At 73.7% G+C, this 18364-nt stretch carries 11 protein-coding genes; 5 read left to right on the plus strand and 6 right to left on the minus strand.

The window, feature by feature from the left end; genetic code table 11:
- The first annotated feature begins 1 nt into the window (after position 1).
- Complete coding sequence (locus IG05_RS0135210; RefSeq protein ID WP_030348152.1) at positions 2-2167, plus strand: SpoIIE family protein phosphatase; 2166 nt, start codon at positions 2-4, stop codon at positions 2165-2167.
- Positions 2168-2192: 25 nt separating this feature from the next.
- On the opposite strand, the gene IG05_RS0135215 is transcribed toward IG05_RS0135210, so the two are convergent.
- The gene (locus IG05_RS0135215; RefSeq protein ID WP_030348153.1) at positions 2193-3380 is read right to left on the minus strand and encodes a polyketide synthase; all 1188 of its coding nucleotides are present in this window, start codon (positions 3378-3380) and stop codon (positions 2193-2195) included.
- A gap of 346 nt (positions 3381-3726) precedes the next feature.
- Here IG05_RS0135215 and IG05_RS0135220 point away from each other — a divergent pair, with 346 nt between their 5' ends.
- Positions 3727-4737, plus strand: a complete 1011-nt coding sequence (locus IG05_RS0135220) for a hypothetical protein (RefSeq protein WP_030348154.1) — start codon at positions 3727-3729, stop codon at positions 4735-4737.
- An 85-nt stretch (positions 4738-4822) separates the two neighbouring features.
- On the opposite strand, the gene IG05_RS0135225 is transcribed toward IG05_RS0135220, so the two are convergent.
- From IG05_RS0135225 to IG05_RS0135235, 3 genes are all read right to left on the minus strand, one after another.
- Positions 4823-7288: an ATP-binding protein gene (locus IG05_RS0135225; protein WP_051790604.1), complete on the minus strand. Its 2466-nt coding sequence runs from the start codon at positions 7286-7288 to the stop codon at positions 4823-4825.
- 149 nt (positions 7289-7437) lie between these two features.
- Positions 7438-8253, minus strand: coding sequence for an intradiol ring-cleavage dioxygenase (locus tag IG05_RS0135230; RefSeq protein ID WP_078894701.1), 816 nt, complete (start codon positions 8251-8253; stop codon positions 7438-7440).
- 132 nt (positions 8254-8385) lie between these two features.
- Positions 8386-11145 (minus strand): SpoIIE family protein phosphatase/ATP-binding protein, encoded by a 2760-nt coding sequence (locus IG05_RS0135235; protein ID WP_030348157.1) that lies wholly within the window; start codon positions 11143-11145, stop codon positions 8386-8388.
- 109 nt (positions 11146-11254) lie between these two features.
- On the opposite strand from IG05_RS0135235, the gene IG05_RS0135240 reads away from it, so the two are divergent.
- Positions 11255-12367, plus strand: a complete 1113-nt coding sequence (locus IG05_RS0135240) for a PP2C family protein-serine/threonine phosphatase (protein ID WP_030348158.1) — start codon at positions 11255-11257, stop codon at positions 12365-12367.
- 1 nt (position 12368) lies between these two features.
- On the opposite strand, the gene IG05_RS0135245 is transcribed toward IG05_RS0135240, so the two are convergent.
- On the minus strand, positions 12369-14750 hold the full coding sequence (locus IG05_RS0135245; protein WP_030348159.1) for a SpoIIE family protein phosphatase: 2382 nt from the start codon (positions 14748-14750) through the stop codon (positions 12369-12371).
- Positions 14751-14890: 140 nt separating this feature from the next.
- Here IG05_RS0135245 and IG05_RS0135250 point away from each other — a divergent pair, with 140 nt between their 5' ends.
- The gene (locus IG05_RS0135250) at positions 14891-15466 is read left to right on the plus strand and encodes a PadR family transcriptional regulator (protein WP_030348160.1); all 576 of its coding nucleotides are present in this window, start codon (positions 14891-14893) and stop codon (positions 15464-15466) included.
- Positions 15467-15544: 78 nt separating this feature from the next.
- Positions 15545-17269: an acyl-CoA dehydrogenase family protein gene (locus IG05_RS0135255; RefSeq protein ID WP_030348161.1), complete on the plus strand. Its 1725-nt coding sequence runs from the start codon at positions 15545-15547 to the stop codon at positions 17267-17269.
- 83 nt (positions 17270-17352) lie between these two features.
- On the opposite strand, the gene IG05_RS50085 is transcribed toward IG05_RS0135255, so the two are convergent.
- Positions 17353-17808 (minus strand): peptidoglycan-binding domain-containing protein, encoded by a 456-nt coding sequence (locus tag IG05_RS50085; protein WP_037815302.1) that lies wholly within the window; start codon positions 17806-17808, stop codon positions 17353-17355.
- Between the last annotated feature and the right edge of the window lie 556 nt (positions 17809-18364).

Raw genomic sequence — 18364 nt, forward strand, 5'->3', positions numbered from 1 at the left:
CATGGACTCCACCCCTGCCACCCCCTCCTCCTCGTCCGCTTCGGCGTTCGACCTGGTCAGCAGCGCCCTGGGGCGGTACATCCCGCGCGGCGGAGCGGCCGGGGACGCGCGTTCCGCCGACGCGCGGGGCGACCGCGGCACGCGCGCTCCCGGTGATCCGGCGGGCGGCCGGCAGGAGCAGATCCTCGGCGCGGTCAACCTGGACGGGGAGCTGACCGTCACCCGCTGCAATCTGGACGCCCCGGTGTTCGCGGGTCTCGACGCCAGGGTCGGCAGGCCGTTCGTCGAGCTGCTGCCGCCCGGGGACGTACCGACGGTCACCCGGCGGCTGCGGCAGGTCCTGGAGACCGGTGAGGCGCATGTCGCCCGGATCCAGCGGCTGCGGCGCGGCGACGGGTCGGAGCTGGTGGTCTCGATGAGCATCCTGCCCGCCGCGGGGCCCGAGGAGGGCCTGACCGTCTCCGTGATCGCGATGGCCAGGAGGCTGCACCTCTACGCCGCCGAGACCGCGATCGGCACCTCGCTGGACATCTGCGAGACCGCGCAGTCGCTGGCGGAGTCCCTGCTGGCCTGGGGGGAGGTGGCCGCCGTCGACCTCGACTTCGCGGTGTGGACGGGCGAGGGGGTCACCGGGCAGGCGAAGGGGCGCATCCGGCTGCGGCGGGCGGCGCTGGTGCCGGACCGGGCCTGGCCCGAGGACTACGTGACGCCGGGCGAGGATCTTCCCGGCGACGCGAGCCGGCTGCTGGCGCAGGCGGTACTGCGGGACGACGCCCCGCAGACCATCGTCATACCCGACCGGGAGGCGGTCGAGCGGGTCCTGGGCAGTCCCCGGGTGGTGCGTGCCCTGGTGCCCGGTGACCGGTCGGCGGGTGTGGCGTGCATACCGCTGGTCCTGGACGGCACGCCGCCCGTCGTGCTGGGCGTGGCGGAGGTCTGGCGGCGGGCGGACCACCCCTTCCGCGACGGCGAGCTGTTCGACCTGCAGGAACTGGTGGCCCGGACCGCCCACCACGTCGACCTGGCGCGGCAGCACCAGCGCGAGCACACGCAGGTACTGGCCCTGCAGCGCCGGCTCCTGCCCCGGACCGGCGGCGACACCGTCGAGATCGCCAGCATCTACCAGCCCGCCACCCCCGACAGCGCGGGCGTCGGCGGCGACTGGGTGAACAGCTTCCCGCTGCCGGACGGCCGTACCGCGCTGGTGGTCGGTGACGTCGTCGGGCACGGCCTGGGAGCCGCGGCGACCATGGGCCAGCTCAGCATGGAGGCCCGCGCGCTGCTGTCCGCGGGGCTCGCGCCCGACGAGGTGCTGGAGCACCTGGACGAGACCGTGTCGCTGCTGGACGACGCGGAGTCCGGGCTGACGGCCGGCTACAGCGCGCTCGGGTCGACCTGCTGCATCGCCCTCTACGACCCGGTCGGCCACCACGTGACCCTGTCCAGCGCCGGCCACCTCCCGCCGGTCCTGATCCGCCCGGACGGGCGGGCGGGCCCGCTCGCGGTCCGTCCGCACCCCGGGCTGGGCGCCGAGTTCGCGCTGCGGGAACCGTTCGACGTGCACACCTTCGAGGCACCGCCGGGCTCCCTGCTCGCCCTCTACACCGACGGCCTGGTGGAGGATCCGGCCGTGCCGATCGACGAGGGCATCGGCAGGCTGGCGGACGCCGTGTCCGCGGTGCACCCCTGGGACAGGCTGCAGCAGGCCGCGCGGCACGTCGTCGCCGCGCTGGCACCCGCGCACCAGCGCGACGACGTCACCCTGCTGCTCGCGCGGATGATCGGCTACCGCAAGGGGGACACCGCGACCTGGCGGCTGCCCGCCCGCTACGACGCCCCCGCGCGGGCCCGCGCGCAGGTCTCGGCGCTGCTGCGGCAGTGGCGCACCCGGGACGACACCCGGGAGGCCGTGCTGGTGCTGGTCAGCGAGCTGGTCACGAACGCGGTGTGCTTCGCCACCGGCCCCGTCACCGTACGGCTGATCAGGGCCGGTCACGGCCTGCTGTGCGAGGTGGGCGACACCGGCAACGGCAGGCCGCGGCTGCGGCGGGGCGGCCCGTTGGACGACGCCGGGCGCGGCCTGCACGTCGTGCACCGGCTCACCACGCGGTGGGGGGTGCGGTGGACGGACACCGGCAAGGTGGTCTGGGCCGAGGTCGCGAGGTGACCCCGGTCACGCGCCGGGGAGCGGGCTACAGCCACTCTCCCGCGAGGGCGGTGGCGGTGAGGCCCGGTGCCGCCGCGTACAGCACGGCGCGGTCGCCCGGCTTCTGCCGCCCGGAGTCGTACGCCCGCCGCAGGATGTCGAACACGGCGGCGCCCCCGCGGTTGCCGCTGGTGTAGCTGTCCCGGCTGTGGTCCAGCAGCCCCGACGGCCAGGTGGCGGGCATCGTCTGCTCCATGTACTCCAGCACCCGCGTCCCTCCGGGGTGCGCGAGCAGGACGTCGGGGTGCCAGGCGTCGGGGGAGTCCTGGTACCGGGTGCGCAGCCACTCCCACATCGCGGTGACCGTCTCCTGCACGGCGCGCGGCCCGCGCCGGTCCATCACGAAGTGGGTGCCGTCCGCCCGCGTCTCCAGGCGGTGCAGGTCCTGGGTGCCGGGCAGGGTGTGGTGCCAGGCGGCGTCCAGCCGCAGCACCGACTCGCGCCGCGGGCGGCCCGTGACCACCGCGGCGACCGCGGTGTCCGCGAACAGCAACCGGACGATCAGCGACTCCAGGGTGTCGTCCGCGGGCTGGTAGGTGGTGCTGAGTGCCTCCGAGATGACGACCAGGACCACCCGGTCGGGGTCGGCGGCCACCAGGTCCGCCGCCAGCGCCAGGGAGCGGGTCCCCGCGATGCAGGCCCACTGCGTGGCCGGCAGCAGCATCGCGTCGTTGCGGAGCCGCAGCCTGTTGGCCAGGGTTATGTCCAGACCCGGCAGCGCCGGGGTGGTGGAGTTGCTCGTGATCAGGCAGTCGACGTCGGCGACGTCCAGTCCGGCGATCTGCAGGGCGCCGCGCGCCGCGTGCTCCCCGTAGGACTGCACGGCCTCCCAGGCCGGCGCGGTGCGCTCCTGGACGGTCTGCGGCGCGGGTATGGTCCCGAGGGCGGCGATCGCGCGGTCCGCGTCCTGCTGGGTGAACCCCTCGCCGGCCAGGGCCTGTTGGGCCTGCTCGACGCCGACGGCGCGCAGGGCGCCGCCGTCGCCGGGCGCCACGGCGCTCTCCAGCGGCAGCATCCACCCTCGGGTCTCGATGCCCGTACCGGCCGCGATGCCGTCGATCCGCGGTGCCCAGGCGGCATGCGGGTGGCGGCCGCGCACCTCCGCCACGATCTGGCTGGTCTTCACGGCGTGCTCGCCGTGTATCACGGCAGGAGGACACAGGTAAGCGGCCATAAGGGGGCACCTTTTCAGGGGAAATAGGGAGGGAGGGGACACCGGATGGGCACCACTTCGTGGCTCGGTATCCGCTTCGAGCATGGCCGCTAAAGGGACATTTCCGCTGTGATGCAGACAACTTACGCAGACTCGGGATGCGTGACACGGCACACATCGCCGCACCGGCTCACGTCTGACTCGTCGTCAGCCCGGGCAGGGCAACCTAGTGGGCGGGTGGTGAGTCTCCTGTGCGATCACACCGTGATCGGATCCACGAGGAGACATCATCAACGCCATACGCAAGACCCTCACCGCCACCGCCGTCGTCGGCACGGTCCTCGCGGGCTCCGCCGCGTGCGGAACGGTGGAGCAGCTCTCCGCCGGCAAGAAGCTCGACCGCGCCTTCGAGAAGCTGGGCGAGAAGAAGACGCTCTCCTTCCAGCTCGACCTCGACACCGACGTCGCGTCCCTGAAGGCGCTGGACGCCGGGTCCGACCCCGCGCCCGGCGAGGAGATACCGGATGAGGTCGCCAGGATGCTGAGCGGTGCGACGGTCACCTTCACCGTGCAGTCGAAGAAGCCGATGGACGAGTCCGGGCAGCAGGACCTCGTCGGCATGGCCATGAAGATCAGCAGCAAGGACGGCGACCTCGCCGAGTACCGGGTGATCGGCGACTCCGTCTACGTCCGGTCCGACGTCCGCGCCCTGGGCAGGATGACGGGCACCCCCGTACCCTCCGCCGACGACCTGCCCCCGCAGGCCGGGGCGCTCAAGGACGCTTTCGAGGGCAAGTGGGTCACGTTCAGCGTCAAGGAGATGGAGAAGTCGGCCGGCGGGGGCCGGGGAGCCCGGGGCGGTTCCGCGCGCGACCGGTCCCTCGACGCCAGGACGCAGAAGAAGCTCGTGCAGTCCCTGCGCGAGGTCGTCGCCCGTGAGGTGCGGCTCAGGACGGCCGGCGGCGGGGACGGCACCGAGCACATCACCGCCACGGCTCCTTTCCGTACGCTGATCACCCAGCTGCTGCACGAGATCCGTCCGCTGGCGAAGGACCTGCCGCAGGGCGTGGAGCTGCCGACGGACAAGGACCTGAAGGACGCTCCCGACACCAAGGTGACGGCGGACTTCACGCTCAAGAACGGTGAGCTGTCCGAGGTGGACGTGGACCTCGCGGCCCTGGCCCGGAACGCCAAGGTCAGGAAGCTGGGCCTGACTCTGAAGGTGAGCGACGGCACCAGGCCCACCGCCCCGGCCGGTGCCACGAAGCTGGACCTGAAGGACGTCATGGGCGGCCTGTTCGCCGGCCCGGCGATGAGCGACGCCGAGCTCGGCGGCAGCGACCTCGGCGGGCAGGACTTCCCGCAGGACGAGTTCTGACGAACCCGGTCCGGCACGTGTCGCCCCGGTGCACGAGCGGACGCGCCGGGACGGCTCGGGGACCGTACCCGGGAGCGGGGACGCGTCACCCGGACGGGCGCCGACCGGCCCCGGCCCGTGCGGCCACCCACAGGGCGATCCGGGTGCGTGACCGCATGCCCAGTTTGTCGCGCACCTTGTCCAGGTGCGTGGCGACCGTACGGGCCGACAGACCCAGCCGCTCCGCGATCTGGCGGTTGGTCAGCCCGTCGGCGACGAGCGCGGCCACCATGAACTCCCGTGCGGTCAGCGGGCACCGGTCAGCGTCGCTCCGCGCATCCTCCGTCGTCGTCGGGTGACCGTCGCTCCGCGTCCGTAACGCGTACGCGACGAGCCGGTCCTCGCCCAGCCGGCGGCCGCCGCTGACGGCCGCCTCCCGCGCGGCCGCCGGCAGTCCCGTCCTGGCACGGGCCACGGCGCGTTCCAGCCGCAGTCGCCACGGGGCCTCGGACACGGTGTCGAGCCGGCGGCGTGCCTGCGCGCTCGCCTCGTACAGCAGGAGGGCGCGCCGCATGTCGCCGCTCTCGGCGGCCACGAGGGCCAGGCCCTCCACGGGGTACAGCGCGTGGAAACCGGTGGCGGGGACGATCCGCAGCACCTCGGTGAACAGCGCCTCGGCACTGGCCAGTCGCCCCAGAGCCAGCCGTACGGCGCCCGCCGTGTGCAGGGCGGCAGCGACCCGGCTCCAGGGGGCGTGGGCCCTGAGCACGGGCAGGCAGCGGGACATGAGCAGGTCGGCCTCCCGTTCCCCGCCCGACTGCAGCAGCGCCCAGGCCAGGTGATGGGTGCACCACGCGGTGTCCTGAGGCTGGTCCAGCGCGGCGAGGACGGCCAGGCACTCGCGCAGGTCCGCGACGGCCGCGGCGCACTCCCCGCGGCACAGCCGCGCCGCGGCCCGGGCGTCCAGTGCGTTGGCGAGTGCGGCGGGGTGACGGCGCGTGCGCTCCATGGCCACCGCTTGCTCGCCGAGGCGCAGGGCCCGTGCCAGGTCGGCCTGCTGGCAGGCCACGCGCGCGGCGAGCGCCGGTACCGCGCCGCCGAGCGCCCGGGCGCCGGTCTCCCGCAGCAGTCCCGTCAGCAGGGCCTGGGCGGCCGACGGCTGTTCCCGTTCGTAGTGCACGCGCGCCAGTTCGAGCGCGAGCCGTGCCCGGGAGGCATCCTGAGGGCCGGCACAGGCCAACGCCGCCGCGAGGTTGTCCTGTTCCCCGGCCAGCGGGCTGCCGGCCTGGTCGGGGAACACCTCGTCGCGGGCCCGGTCCGCCAGCGCGGTCAGCCACTCGGCCACCCGGCGCCTGGTGACACGCAGCTCGCCGGACGCGCGCAGGCGCTCCAGGGCGTAGGCGCGGATGGTGCCCAGCTGCCGGAACCGTGCCGTCTCCGCGTCCCCGGAGAGCCGTACGATCAGGGACTTGGCTTCGAGGGCGCACAGGATGCCGAGTAACCGCGCCGGTGCGATGCCGTCACCGGCGCAGACCGCCCGCGCCGCTGCCGTGTCGAACCCGCCGACGAGGACCCCGAGGCGCCGGAAGACCGCCTGTTCGGCCGGGTCGAGCAGGCGGTGGCTCCAGTCGACCGCGGCGGCCAGCTCCCGGTGCCGCCCGGGGCCGGTCCGGTGTCCGCCCGCCAGCAGGGACAGCTGGGACATCTGGTCGTCCAGTCCCGCCAGGATGTCGCCCGGCGTGAGGGTCGCCGCCCGGCGGGCCGCCAGCTCGACGGCGAGCGTCAGGCCGTCCAGTCTGCGGCATATCTCGGCGACCGTCCGGCCGTTCCCACGGTGCAGCGTGAACCCGGGCGAGCAGCTGGAGGCACGCTCGACGAACAACCGGACGGCGTCCGCCCGCAGCAGGGCCACCGGGTCGTCCCCGGCGCCGGCCGGCGGCAGCGACAGCTCGCCGACCCGCAGCACGCTCTCCCCGGGCACCCGGAGGGCCTCCCGGCTGGTGGCCAGGATCCGCAGGCGCGGGCAGCGGCTCAGCAGGGCCGCGATCAGCCGGGCGCACGGCTCGGCCAGATGCTCGCAGTTGTCCAGGACCAGCAGCCGGTGTGCGTCACCGATCGCGTCGACCAGCACGTCCACACCGGATCGCCCGGCCCGTTCCCCGATGGCCAGCGCGGCGGCGACGGACCGGGCGAGCGCGGCGCCGTCCGGCAGCGCGTCGAGTTCGACCAGGTCCACCTGCCCGTGGCGGGCGGGCAGACCCCTGGCGAACTCCAGCGCCAGCCGCGTCTTGCCGACGCCGCCGGCACCGGTCAGCGTCACGAGCCGCGACGTCCTCGACAGGGCGCGCAGCCGCGACAGCTCCGCCCGCCGGCCCACGAAGGAGTCGAGGGACCGGGGCAGGCCGCCGGCCGAGGGGGCGGCGCCCGGCGCGGGCGGTGACGCGGGCGTCCGCGCCCGGAGCGCCGAGCGTCGCCTGAACTCCCGTTGGCGGCACGCGCCGGAGCAGTAGCGGGCCGGCCGGCCGCGGCGGGGCCGGCCGGGCAGCGGCGCACCGCACGACTCGCATGTCATGCTCCGGTCATCCCCGCTTCCCGTGCGCCCATTCCCGTGCGCCCGTTCCGGCCCCCCGTCCGGTTCTCCGGACGGCGCCTTCCCGGCGGCCGGCCGCGCGGCGGCGGCCGGCCCCGGTGCGGTGGACCGGCCACCGCTCGGCGGGAGCGTCAGGGTACGGCGTCGGGGTCGATGCCGAGCACGACGGTGCCGGTCACTCCCGTGCCGAGGTCGCTCCCGTTCTGCGTGAGCGTCAGCAAGGTGGCGGATCCGCCGTTGCGGTAGATGCCGTCCCTGGCGTTGAGCGTCCGGGTGGCCGTGTTGCGCCGGTAGGGGGCCAGTGTGGCGATCCTGCTGTTATACGTCTCCGGGAAGTAGAGCTGGCCGGTGTGGGAGACGTGGCCGCCCCGGTACCTGCCGTCGGCGACCGTGCCGCCGGCGTGCGTCTTGACGTGGATGTGGAGGGCGCGGCCGACGTACCAGCCGGGGTAGACGGTGGTGAACTCCGCGACGCCGGCGGAGTCGGTCAGTTGCACGCCGCGCAGGAACGTCGTGTCCGGCGTGGAGCCTCCGGCCGCGTATCCCGAGTAGACGCCGAGGGCGTCGCAGTGCCAGATGTCGACCGCCGTGCCGGGCAGCGCGGCGCAGGTGGCCGTGTCGATCACCTTGACGCGCAGGGTGAGCGGTACGCCGGCCTTGCCCTCGGTGATGTTCTTGCGGACCGTCTCCAGGTCCAGGTAGTAGGGCCCCTCGGTCTGCTCGGGGGTGAGTACGCAGTCGGCGGCCGCCCGGGCGGGGGCCTGGGCCGCGTGCTTGCGGTCCGCGGCCGCGGTCGCCTGCCCGGCCGTGAGCCCGAGGGCGGCCGCTCCGAGGGTCGCACCGCCCAGGGCGGCTATGACGGTCCGGCGGCTCGCGCCGCCCGGGCCGTCGGCCTGCTCGGGGTTGCGCCGGCGTTCTGCGGAATGGGGGTGGGGGGTGTCAGTCATGGGGTCAGGATGGCGCCGCCCGCGGTCCGCGGCATCGGTCGGACGACCGGTGAATCCGGCGCGCGTTACGGAATTCCGGGGGCGCCGTCGTGGTCCGGCCGACGGGCACGCGGCCCGGGGTCCCGTCTCGGCTCACCGGGCGGGATCGTCCGGCTGGTCGAGGTCGAACCGGTCGAGGAGGAAGTCGACCGGTGGGAGGGGAGAGGCGGCCGAACCGCCGTCGTGCAGCACCAGTTCCGCCCAGATGACCTTGCCGCGGGGTGTGTACCGCGTCCCCCAGCGCTGGGCGAACTGCGCCACCAGGAACAGCCCCCGCCCGCCCTCGTCCGTGCTCGCCGCCCGCCGCAGCCGCGGCGAGGTGCCGCTGCCGTCCGCCACCTCGCAGATCAGGCAGCGTCCGTGCAGCAGCCGCACCACCACCGGCGGCGAGCCGTACCGGATCGCGTTCGTGACCAGTTCGCTGACGATCAGTTCCGCGGCGAATCCGGCCTCCTCCAGCCCCCACTCCCGCAGCGTCTCCCTGCACCGCGCCCGCACCGAGGGAACCAGCGCGGGATCCGGCGGCACGTCCCACTCGGCCACCCGCGAGGGCGGGAACGTCCGGGTGCGTGCCGTCAGCAGCGCGATGTCGTCGGAGGAGCGCGACGGATCCAGCGCGTCGATCACCACCTGGCACGTCTCCTCCGGGGTACGGCTCCCCGACCCGTCCAACGCCCGGCGCAGCCTCTCCATCCCGGCGTCGACGTCCTGGCCGCGGTCCTCCACCAGCCCGTCGGTGTACAGCACCAGTTGCGAACCCTCCGGCAGGGACAGCTCGGCGGTCTCGAACGGGTAGCCGCCCAGACCGAGGGGTGCCGAGGCCGGCACCCCGGCACAGGTGACCGTCCCGTCCGGGCGCACCACCACCGGTTCCGGGTGCCCCGCGCGGGCCATGGTGCAGGCTCCCGCCACCGGGTCGTAGACCGCGTAGAGACAGGTCGCCCCGGTCACGCCCGCGCCCTCGTGGTCACCCGCGTGCTCCTCGTTGTCCATGCGGACGACCAGGTCGTCCAGGTTCCCGAGCACCTCGTCCACGGGCAGGTCCAGGACGGCGAAGTTGTGCACCGCGGTACGCAGCCGGCCCATCGTCGCCGCCGCGTGCAGGCCGCGCCCGACGACGTCGCCCATCACCAGGGCCACGCGCGCCCCCGGGAGCGGGATGACGTCGAACCAGTCGCCGCCCACCCCCGCCTCCGCCGGCAGGTACCGCCAGGCCACCTCCAGCGCGTCCTGCTCCGGCTGCCCCCGCGGCAGCAGACTGCGCTGCAGCGTCACCGCCATCGCGTGCTCCCGGGTGAACCTCCGGGCGTTGTCGATGGCCACCGCCGCCCGTACGGCCAGTTCCTCCGCGAAGGCGAGATCCTCCGGTTCGAACGCCGGGGAATCCGCCGTCCGGTAGAAGTTCACCACGCCCAGCGCCACGTTCCGCGCCCGCAGCGGCACGGTCACCAGCGACCGCAGCCCGCTCTCCAGGGCCTTCCGGGCGCGCTCCGCGTCCTGCTCCCGCCAGCCGAGGGCCTGCCGCAGGTCCGCCTCCAGCAGGCCCCGCCCCTCCTGCAGCGTCCGCATCTGCGGGCTCCGGGCCGAGAACGTGATCATTTCGCCCAGCGGGTACACCGGCATCATCCGCTGGGCGCCGCCGATCGCCGCCCGGCGCAGGTGCCGCCAGCCCCCCGCGGTCGGCTCCCAGCCCCGCAGCACCGCGTCGAGCAGGTCCACCGTCACGAGGTCGGCGAACTGCGGTGCCGCCACCTCGGCCAGCTCCTGGGCGGTCTGCCCCACGTCCAGTGTGGTGCCGATCCTCACCCCGGCCTCGTACAGCAGCTTCAGCCGCTCCCTGGCGACCTCGGCGCGTCCGGAGACCGCTGCCAGTTCCGTGGTGTCCCGCAGGGTCAGCACGCTGCCGCCCTGGCCGGCCCGCGGGTACGTCGGCCGCTTGTTCACCGCCAGCAGCCGGTTCCCCACGCGGTACACCTCGTCGGTGACCGCCTCCGGCGACGACAGCAGGCGCATGACCGGCTCCGGCAGTCCCAGCTCCCGCACCGGCCGCCCCTGCGCGTCCGGTGGCAGCCCGAGCAGCCGCGTCGCCTCGTCGTTCGCGAGCAGCAGCCGTCCGTCGGCGCCGGTGATCAGCACCCCTTCCCGCACCGCGTGCAGGACCGCGTCGTGGTGCTCGTACAACTCCGCCAGCTCCACCGGGGAGAGGCCGCGCGTGTGCCGCCGCAGCCGCCGGGACACCAGCATCGTCCCCGTCATGGCCAGTGCCACCGCGGCGGCGCCGCTGCCCAGGATGATCGGCAGCTGCGGCATCCACAGGGCCGCCACGTTCCTGACCGTGAGCCCGGCGGAGACCAGGCCGACCACCGTGCCGCGCGAGTCGGTCACCGGGACCACCGCCTGCACGTCCGTCCCCCTGCCCGCGGGCAGGGGCGGTCCGCCGGCCTGCTCGATGACGGTACGGCCCTTCAGTGCCGGTCCGATGGTGCCGACGAACTTCTTCCCGATCTCCTTGGGGTAGGGGTAGGTGTAACGAATCCCCGTCGTGCTCATGGCGATGATGAAATCCACGCCCGCGCGCTTGCGCGCCGCCTCGGCCCGGGGCTGGAGCACCGCTGAGGGGTCCGGGCTGCGCAGGGCCGCGGCCGTGCCCGGGGCGTTCGCGAACGAGTGGGCCGCGATGACCGACTCCCGCCGGCCCTGCTGCAGGGCGTCATTCGCCCCCTGGAGCACCATGCCGGCCACCGCGGCCAGGACCAGCAGGACCACGATGACGACCTGGAGAAGGAACACCTGACCGGCCGCACTGCGCACGTCCAGCAGGGAAGCGCGACGGGGGCCGGAAAATACCGCCATACACCCTTGATAACACCACCGTCACACACCTGATAACCGCACTGGCGGGAGGCCGGAGGAGGCGTCTCGTCCGGCAGTGAAGTCCGTTGTGCACCGATAAGATGCTTTTGTGATCAGGACTGGACGGCCTCGGCGTCACCGCCCGCCCTACGGTGGCCGACGCGAGACCGTGGTGCTGTCCCCGGTGCTCCTCACCGTCCTCATCTCCGGCCTGGCCTTCGCCACCCCCAGGGAGATCGCCTTCAGCCGTCTCCTGCCCGCCGCACCCGCCCTCGCCGCCGCGATGTGGCCCGTGGTCCCGACCATCCTGCTGGGGGCGTTCTGCCTGCTGGTCATGGTCGGGCTCAGTCTCGTCTACACCGATCTGGGCACGCCCTACACGGCGGCCGCGATCGTCGCGGTCACTCTGGCGGCCGCCTACACGAGCCATCTCCGGCTCCAGCGGGAGGAGGCACTCTTCCAGATCCGGCTGGTCGCCGACGCCGTCCAGCAGGTGCTGCTGCGCCCGCTGCCGCGCCGGGTCCAGCACGTCGAGATCGAGTCGCTGTACCTGGCGGCCCAGGAGCAGGCCCGGATCGGAGGCGACTTCTACGAGGTGGCCGACACCCCGTACGGGGTACGGCTGCTCATCGGTGACGTGCGCGGCAAGGGGCTGTCGGCGGTGGGGGCCGCCTCCGCGGTGATCAACTGCTTCCGGGAGAACGCGTACGACCAGCCCGACCTGAGGGGCATCATCCACCGCCTGGAGACCAGCATCGGCCGCTACAGCGTCGCGCTGCTCGACCCGGACCAGCCCGAGCACTTCGCCACCGCGCTCATCGCCGAGATCGAGTACGGCGGTGGCCGGGTGAAGATCCTCAACTGCGGACACCCGCCGCCGCTGCTGGTGCGGAAGGGAGAGATCCGCGTCCTTGAGCCCACCGTCCCCTCGCCGCCCCTCAACCTCGCCTCGCTCCTCGGGGGCGAGTACACCATCGACACACTAGCCTTCTCCTCGGGCGACCAGATGCTGCTGTACACCGACGGCGTGACCGAGACCCGGGACCGCACCGGAACGTTCTTCCCGCTGCCCGAGTGGATGCGGCGGCTCGGCCCGACGGCGCCCCGGGACCTGCTGGACCGGCTGCACCGGGACCTGCTCCACTACAGCGGCGGCAGGCTCGACGACGACATCGCGGCCGTCGCCGTACGCTGCCGGCGGCCCGGGGCGCCGGAGTGCTGACTCAGGGGATGGCCAGTTCGGCCCAGATGGTCTTGCCGGACGCGGTGTAGCGCGTACCCCAGCGCTGGGACATCTGGGCGACCAGGAACAGGCCGCGGCCCCCCTCGTCGTCCCGGCGTGCCCGCCGCAGGTGGGGTGCGGTGTGCGCGTTGTCGGAGACCTCGCACAGCAGGCAGCGGTCCCTGATCAGCCTCAGCATGACGGGCCCGGAGGCGTACCGGATGCTGTTGGTGACCAGCTCGCTCACCACGAGGGCGGCCGGGAACGACAGGTCGGACAGGCCCCAGGCCGTCAACTGGCGCTCGGTGTCCGTGCGGGCGTGCGCCACCTCGGCGGGATCGGGCGGCAGCTCCAGGTCCGCCACGTGGTCGGGGCCGAGCCGCCGGGTGCGGACGAGCAGCAGCGTGGCGTCGTCCGCCTGCGGGCCGGGCGGGCGGGCCGACACCGCGCGGTCGCACAGTTCCTCCAGCGGGCAGCGCTGCCAGGTGAGCACCTGGGACAGGCGGTCGATCCCGCTGTCGATGTCGGTGCTGCGGTCCTCCACGACCCCGTCGGTGAAGAACGCCACCACACTGCCGCCGGACAGGCTCAGCTCGACGTTCTCGTACGGCAGACCGCCCAGCCCCAGCGGCGGTCCCGGCGCCAGCGCGGACAGGGCCACCGAGCCGCTCGCGTCGGCCACGATCGGCGGGGGGTGGCCCGCGCTCGCCCAGACGCACCGGCCGCTGACCGGGTCGTAGATCGCGTACAGACAGGTCACGCCCAGCGTCTCGTCGCCGAGCCCGTCCCCGGCGCCGGGTTCCGAGTCCTGCGCGACCAGGCCGTCCAGCCGGGTCAGCAGCTCGGCCGGGTCCAGGTCCAGCAGGGCCAGGGTCCGTACGGTGGCGCGCAGCCGGCCCATGGTCGCGGCCGCGTGCATGCCGTGGCCCACCACGTCGCCGACCGTCAGGCCCACGCGGGCGCCGGACAGCGGGATCAGGTCGAACCAGTCGCCGCCCACGCCCACCCGGCTGTCGGCCGGCAGGTAGCGGTACGCGACGTCGACCGCGCTCTGCTCGGGCAGGCGCTGCGGCAGCAGACTGCGCTGCAGGACCAGGGCGGCCGCGTGCTGGCTGGCGTAACGGCGGGCGTTGTCGATGCCGACGGCGGCCCGCTCGGCCAGTTCCACGGCGAGCGTCTGCTCCTCGGGCCCGAAGCGGTCTGGGTTGCTGCTGCGCCGGAAGGTGGCGAGGCCCAGGACCGCGTTGCGGGTGAGCAGCGGCACGAACAGGCAGGAGTGCGCGGCGGCCGCACCCGATCCGTCCGGCGGCTCGGGCGGCGAGGGGTCGATGACGGGACGGCTGGTGGCCAGGCTCTGCGCCTGCGGTGACCAGGGCGGGTAGGAGACGGGGCTGGTCCGGAACTCCTCCGGGGTCCGGCCGTGCATCCGCAGCAGACTGTGCCCCGGCGCCGAACCCGTGGGCGGCTGCCGTCCCTCGATGACCGCCGGCGGCAGGTCCACCAGCACCTCGTCGGCCAGCTGCGGCACCGCCACGTCCGCCAGCTCCGCGGCCGTACGGCGCACGTCCAGCGAGGCACCGATGCGCTTTCCCGCCCGGACGAGCAGCGACAGCCGTTCCTGGGCGCGGTAGCGCTCGGTGATGTCCAGCGACTCCTCGAAGAGCCCCAGCAGTTCGCCCCGGGCGTCCACCAGCCGGTGGTACGAGCAGGACCACACGTGCTCGCGCACCGGGTCGGCGGGGGCCCGCCCGCGATAGTGCATGCCCATGATCGGCTCGCCCGTCGTCAGTACGTGCTCCATGATCTGGTCCTCGTCCGGAGGGTGGTGACGGGAGAGGAACTCGCCCTCGGGAAAGAGGTCCGAGGCCGGCCGGCCGATGTACTGGGCGATGCCGGCCAGCTCCAGGTCGGTGGAGACGTTCGCCCAGACGACGCGCAGGTCGGTGTCGAAGATCGTCAGGCCCACGTCGGACTCGGTCGCCATCCCCTGGAGCAGGGCCAGCTGCGCCTCCCAGCCGCGCTGCGACTCCAGGGCGGCGGCGACCACGACGGTGGCGGCGGCGCCCCGGTGCGCGAGCGGGCTGAACGTCACGGCCGCGCGCAGGGTGCGTCCGTCCCGGCAGCAGAGGTCCAGCACCGTGCTGCGGGGCCGGTGCGCCCGGCAGAGCTTGCAGAGGGTGGACAGCCGCTGCCCCGGGGCCGTCGCCAGCAGCCGGGCGGCGGGCTGCCCGAGCACGTCCTCGGGTGCGTGGCCGAGCAGACGCTGGGCGGAGGATCCCCAGCCGGAAACCCGGCCTTCGGCGTCCAGCACCGCGGCGGCGGCCTTGGAGAGGTCCAGCGGACTGTGGAAATCGACATGGGGGGCATTCGGAAAACGATCCATGGCACCGCTTCCCTCCGTGCCCCCTCAGGATCCCGTGCCGCGTGACGGACGACAACCGCACGCCCTTGCGCGGCGTGAGCCGCGTCGCACCGGCCGGGAGAGCCTTGCTATGCAACGAGTTGCATAGCAAGATCGGTGGTATGGCGCTCGAACACGCGATCCTGGTGTCGCTGCTGGAGAAGCCGGGCTCCGGCTACGAGCTGGCCCGGCGCTTCGAACGGTCCATCGGCTACTTCTGGACCGCCACCCACCAGCAGATCTACCGCGTGCTCAAGCGCATGGAGAACGACGGCTGGGTCGACGTCCGGGACGTCCCGCAGCAGGGCCGGCCGGACAAGAAGGAGTACTCCGTCGCCGACCTCGGCCGGGCCGCGCTGACCTCCTGGCTGCACGATCCGATCGAGCCGGAGAGCGTCCGCCACGATCTGGCCGTGAAGATCCGGGGCGCCGCCTTCGACGACGACCCGGCCGCCCTGATCCGCGAGGTGGAGCGGCACCGGCAGGCGCACCGGGACCGGCTGGCGCACTATCTCGCGGGCGAGACCCGCGACTTCACGGCACCCGGGCCGGGCGAGACCGGCCCCCGCACGCCCCTCGACCCGGAGCGCGAACTCCAGCACGTCGTCCTGCGCGGCGGCATCGCCTACGAGCGGATGATGATCGACTGGCTGGACGACGTGCTGGCCACCCTGGCCCGGTTCGGCCCGGGCCGCTGACCGCCGCCGTGCCCACCCCGGTCCGCCCCGCCGCCGGACCTCCCACCCCCCGTCCACCAGCCGAAAGGCATCATCTCCATGGCTGACCAGCTGCTGTTCAACCCGCGCACCTACGACCCCGCGCACTTCGACCCCGAGACGCGCCGCCTGCTGCGTGCCACCGTCGACTGGTTCGAGGAGCGCGGCAAGGGGCGGCTGATCGAGGACTACCGCAACCGTGCCTGGCTCGGCGACTTCCTCGCCTTCGCGGCGAAGGAGAACCTGTTCGCCACCTTCCTGACCCCGGCGTCCGCCGCGGGCGAGGGCGAGGCCGACAAGCGCTGGGACACCGCCCGGATAGCCGCGCTCAACGAGATCCTGGGCTTCTACGGCCTCGACTACTGGTACGCCTGGCAGGTCACGATCCTCGGCCTCGGACCGGTCTGGCAGAGCGGCAACGCCGCCGCCCGCGCCCGCGCCGCCGAACTCCTCGCCCAGGGAGAGGTGTTCGCCTTCGGCCTGTCCGAGAAGGCCCACGGCGCCGACATCTACTCCACCGACATGCTGCTGGAGCCCGACGGCGACGGCGGTTTCCGCGCCACCGGCTCCAAGTACTACATCGGCAACGGCAACGCCGCCGGGCTCGTCTCCGTCTTCGGCCGCCGCACCGACGTCGAAGGCCCCGACGGTTACGTGTTCTTCGCCGCCGACAGCCGTCACCCCGCCTACCACCTGGTCAAGAACGTCGTCGACTCCTCGAAGTTCGTCAGCGAGTTCCGCCTGGAGGACTATCCGGTGGCGGCCGAGGACGTCCTGCACACCGGCCGTGCCGCCTTCGACGCCGCCCTCAACACGGTCAACGTGGGCAAGTTCAACCTGTGCACCGCCTCGATCGGCATCTGCGAGCACGCGATGTACGAGGCCGTCACCCACGCCCGCCACCGCATCCTCTACGGCCGTCCCGTCACCGGCTTCCCGCACGTGCGCCGGGAGCTGACCGACGCGTACGTCAGGCTCGTCGGCATGAAGCTGTTCAGCGACCGCGCCGTGGACTACTTCCGCTCCGCCGGTCCGGACGACCGCCGCTACCTGCTCTTCAACCCGATGACGAAGATGAAGGTGACCACGGAGGGCGAGAAGGTCATCGACCTGATGTGGGACGTCATCGCGGCCAAGGGCTTCGAGAAGGACAACTACTTCGCCCAGGCGGCCGTGGAGATCCGCGGCCTGCCGAAGCTGGAGGGCACGGTCCACGTCAACCTGGCGCTGATCCTGAAGTTCATGCACAGCCACCTCCTGGACCCGGTCGCCTACCCGGACGTACCGACCCGCCTCGACGCGGCCGACGACGACTTCCTGTTCCGGCAGGGCCCTGCCCGGGGCCTCGGCTCGGTGCGCTTCCACGACTGGCGGCCCGCCTTCGACGCGTACGCACACCTGCCCAACGTCAGCCGCTTCCGCGAACAGGCCGACGCCCTCTGCGAGTTCGTCGCCACGGCCGCCCCCGACGAGGAGCAGAGCCGCGACCTCGACCTCCTCCTCGCGGTCGGTCAGCTCTTCGCTCTCGTCGTGCACGGGCAGCTCGTCCTGGAGCAGGCCGCCCTGACCGGAGCGGACCAGGACGTGCTCGACGAACTCTTCGCCGTCCTCGTGCGGGACTTCTCCGCGCACGCCGTCGAACTGCACGGCAAGGACTCGGCCACCGCGCAGCAGCAGGAGTGGGCCCTCGGCGCGGTCCGGCGGCCGGTCGTCGACACGGCCCGCACGGAGCGGGTCTGGCAGCGGGTCGAGGCGCTCTCCGGCGCGTACGAGATGGCTCCGTAGCCGCGCCGCGCACGGGGGCCGGGGCCCGCACGGACCCGGCCCCCGGCAGCCCTGCGGACACGGGAACAGGCCTCTGCCGGCGGCTACTTGGTCCGCAGCATGAGGGCGAAACGCGTACGGGCGCCGTAGACCCCGCTCTCGTCGCCACGGATCCCGTACCGCCGCTGGAAGAGCGTCACGGCGGCGCGGACCTCCGCGTCGTAGCGGCCGTCGATCGCGCCGCCGTCGTAGAGCCCCGGTATCTGCTGGAGGCGTACCTGCAGTTCATAGACGCCATGGCCGCTGTCCCCCGGGCGCAGGACGCCCGTGCCCGGGATCTCGGGGAGCGGTGGATCCGACGCGCCGGGACCGGGCCGGTCCGTCCGTCCGGGAGCCGGGGGAGACGGGTTCTCGGGCGCGGGACTCTCCGGCCCGGGAGCCGCCCGGTGCCCGGACGGCGCAGGCAAGGCCACCGGCCCGGCGTCGTGGTGGACCAGCAGCCACGCGGCGAGCACCAGTGCGCTCGCCGCGCCCAGCCCGACGATTGCGGCGACGCGCAAGTCCCGGTGACGGGCGAACCGCCGCCGTGCGTGACCGGGTCTCCTCCTGCGCGCGCGGTCCGGGGGCGCCGATTCCCGCGAGGGCGCGTCGGCAGACCGGACGGGGGGAGCCGCGGCGGGTGCCGCGGCCTCCGGGCCCGGTCCACCGACCGCCGGCGGCCTTCCCACCGGCGGCGGGACGGTCTCCGGCCCGCCGGCCGACCCCGGTGGCTCCGCAACGACAGGCTTCGGGATGCCTGCCGGGCGCAGGCTGCCGGCCGACCCCGGTGGCTGCGCAACGACAGGCTTGGGGCTGCCTGCCGGGCGCAGGCTGCCGGTCGACCCCGGTGGTTGCGCGATGACAGGCTTGGGGCTGCCTGCCGGGCGCAGGCTGCCGGTCGACCCCGGTGGCTCCGCAACGACAGGCTTCGGGGCGCCGGCCGGGCGCAGGCTGCCGGGCTCCAGCGCTTCGGCGGCAGCCGGCCGGAGGGGCTGCCGCTCATCGCGCAGGAGCTCGGCGCGTGCGGCGTCCAGCGCGTCCAGTACGGCCTGGAAGGAGTCCCTGGTCTCCCGCACG

Source organism: Streptomyces sp. NRRL S-1022, assembly GCF_000720135.1.
Taxonomy (GTDB): domain Bacteria; phylum Actinomycetota; class Actinomycetes; order Streptomycetales; family Streptomycetaceae; genus Streptomyces.

Coding starts and splice junctions, on each gene's coding strand:
- IG05_RS0135215 (WP_030348153.1), bottom strand. CDS start 3,380: ATGGCCGCTTACCTGTGTCCTCCTGCCGTGATACACGGCGAGCACGCC.
- IG05_RS0135225 (WP_051790604.1), bottom strand. CDS start 7,288: ATGACATGCGAGTCGTGCGGTGCGCCGCTGCCCGGCCGGCCCCGCCGC.
- IG05_RS0135230 (WP_078894701.1), bottom strand. CDS start 8,253: ATGACTGACACCCCCCACCCCCATTCCGCAGAACGCCGGCGCAACCCC.
- IG05_RS0135210 (WP_030348152.1), top strand. CDS start 2: ATGGACTCCACCCCTGCCACCCCCTCCTCCTCGTCCGCTTCGGCGTTC.
- IG05_RS0135250 (WP_030348160.1), top strand. CDS start 14,891: ATGGCGCTCGAACACGCGATCCTGGTGTCGCTGCTGGAGAAGCCGGGC.
- IG05_RS0135235 (WP_030348157.1), bottom strand. CDS start 11,145: ATGGCGGTATTTTCCGGCCCCCGTCGCGCTTCCCTGCTGGACGTGCGC.
- IG05_RS0135255 (WP_030348161.1), top strand. CDS start 15,545: ATGGCTGACCAGCTGCTGTTCAACCCGCGCACCTACGACCCCGCGCAC.
- IG05_RS0135245 (WP_030348159.1), bottom strand. CDS start 14,750: ATGGATCGTTTTCCGAATGCCCCCCATGTCGATTTCCACAGTCCGCTG.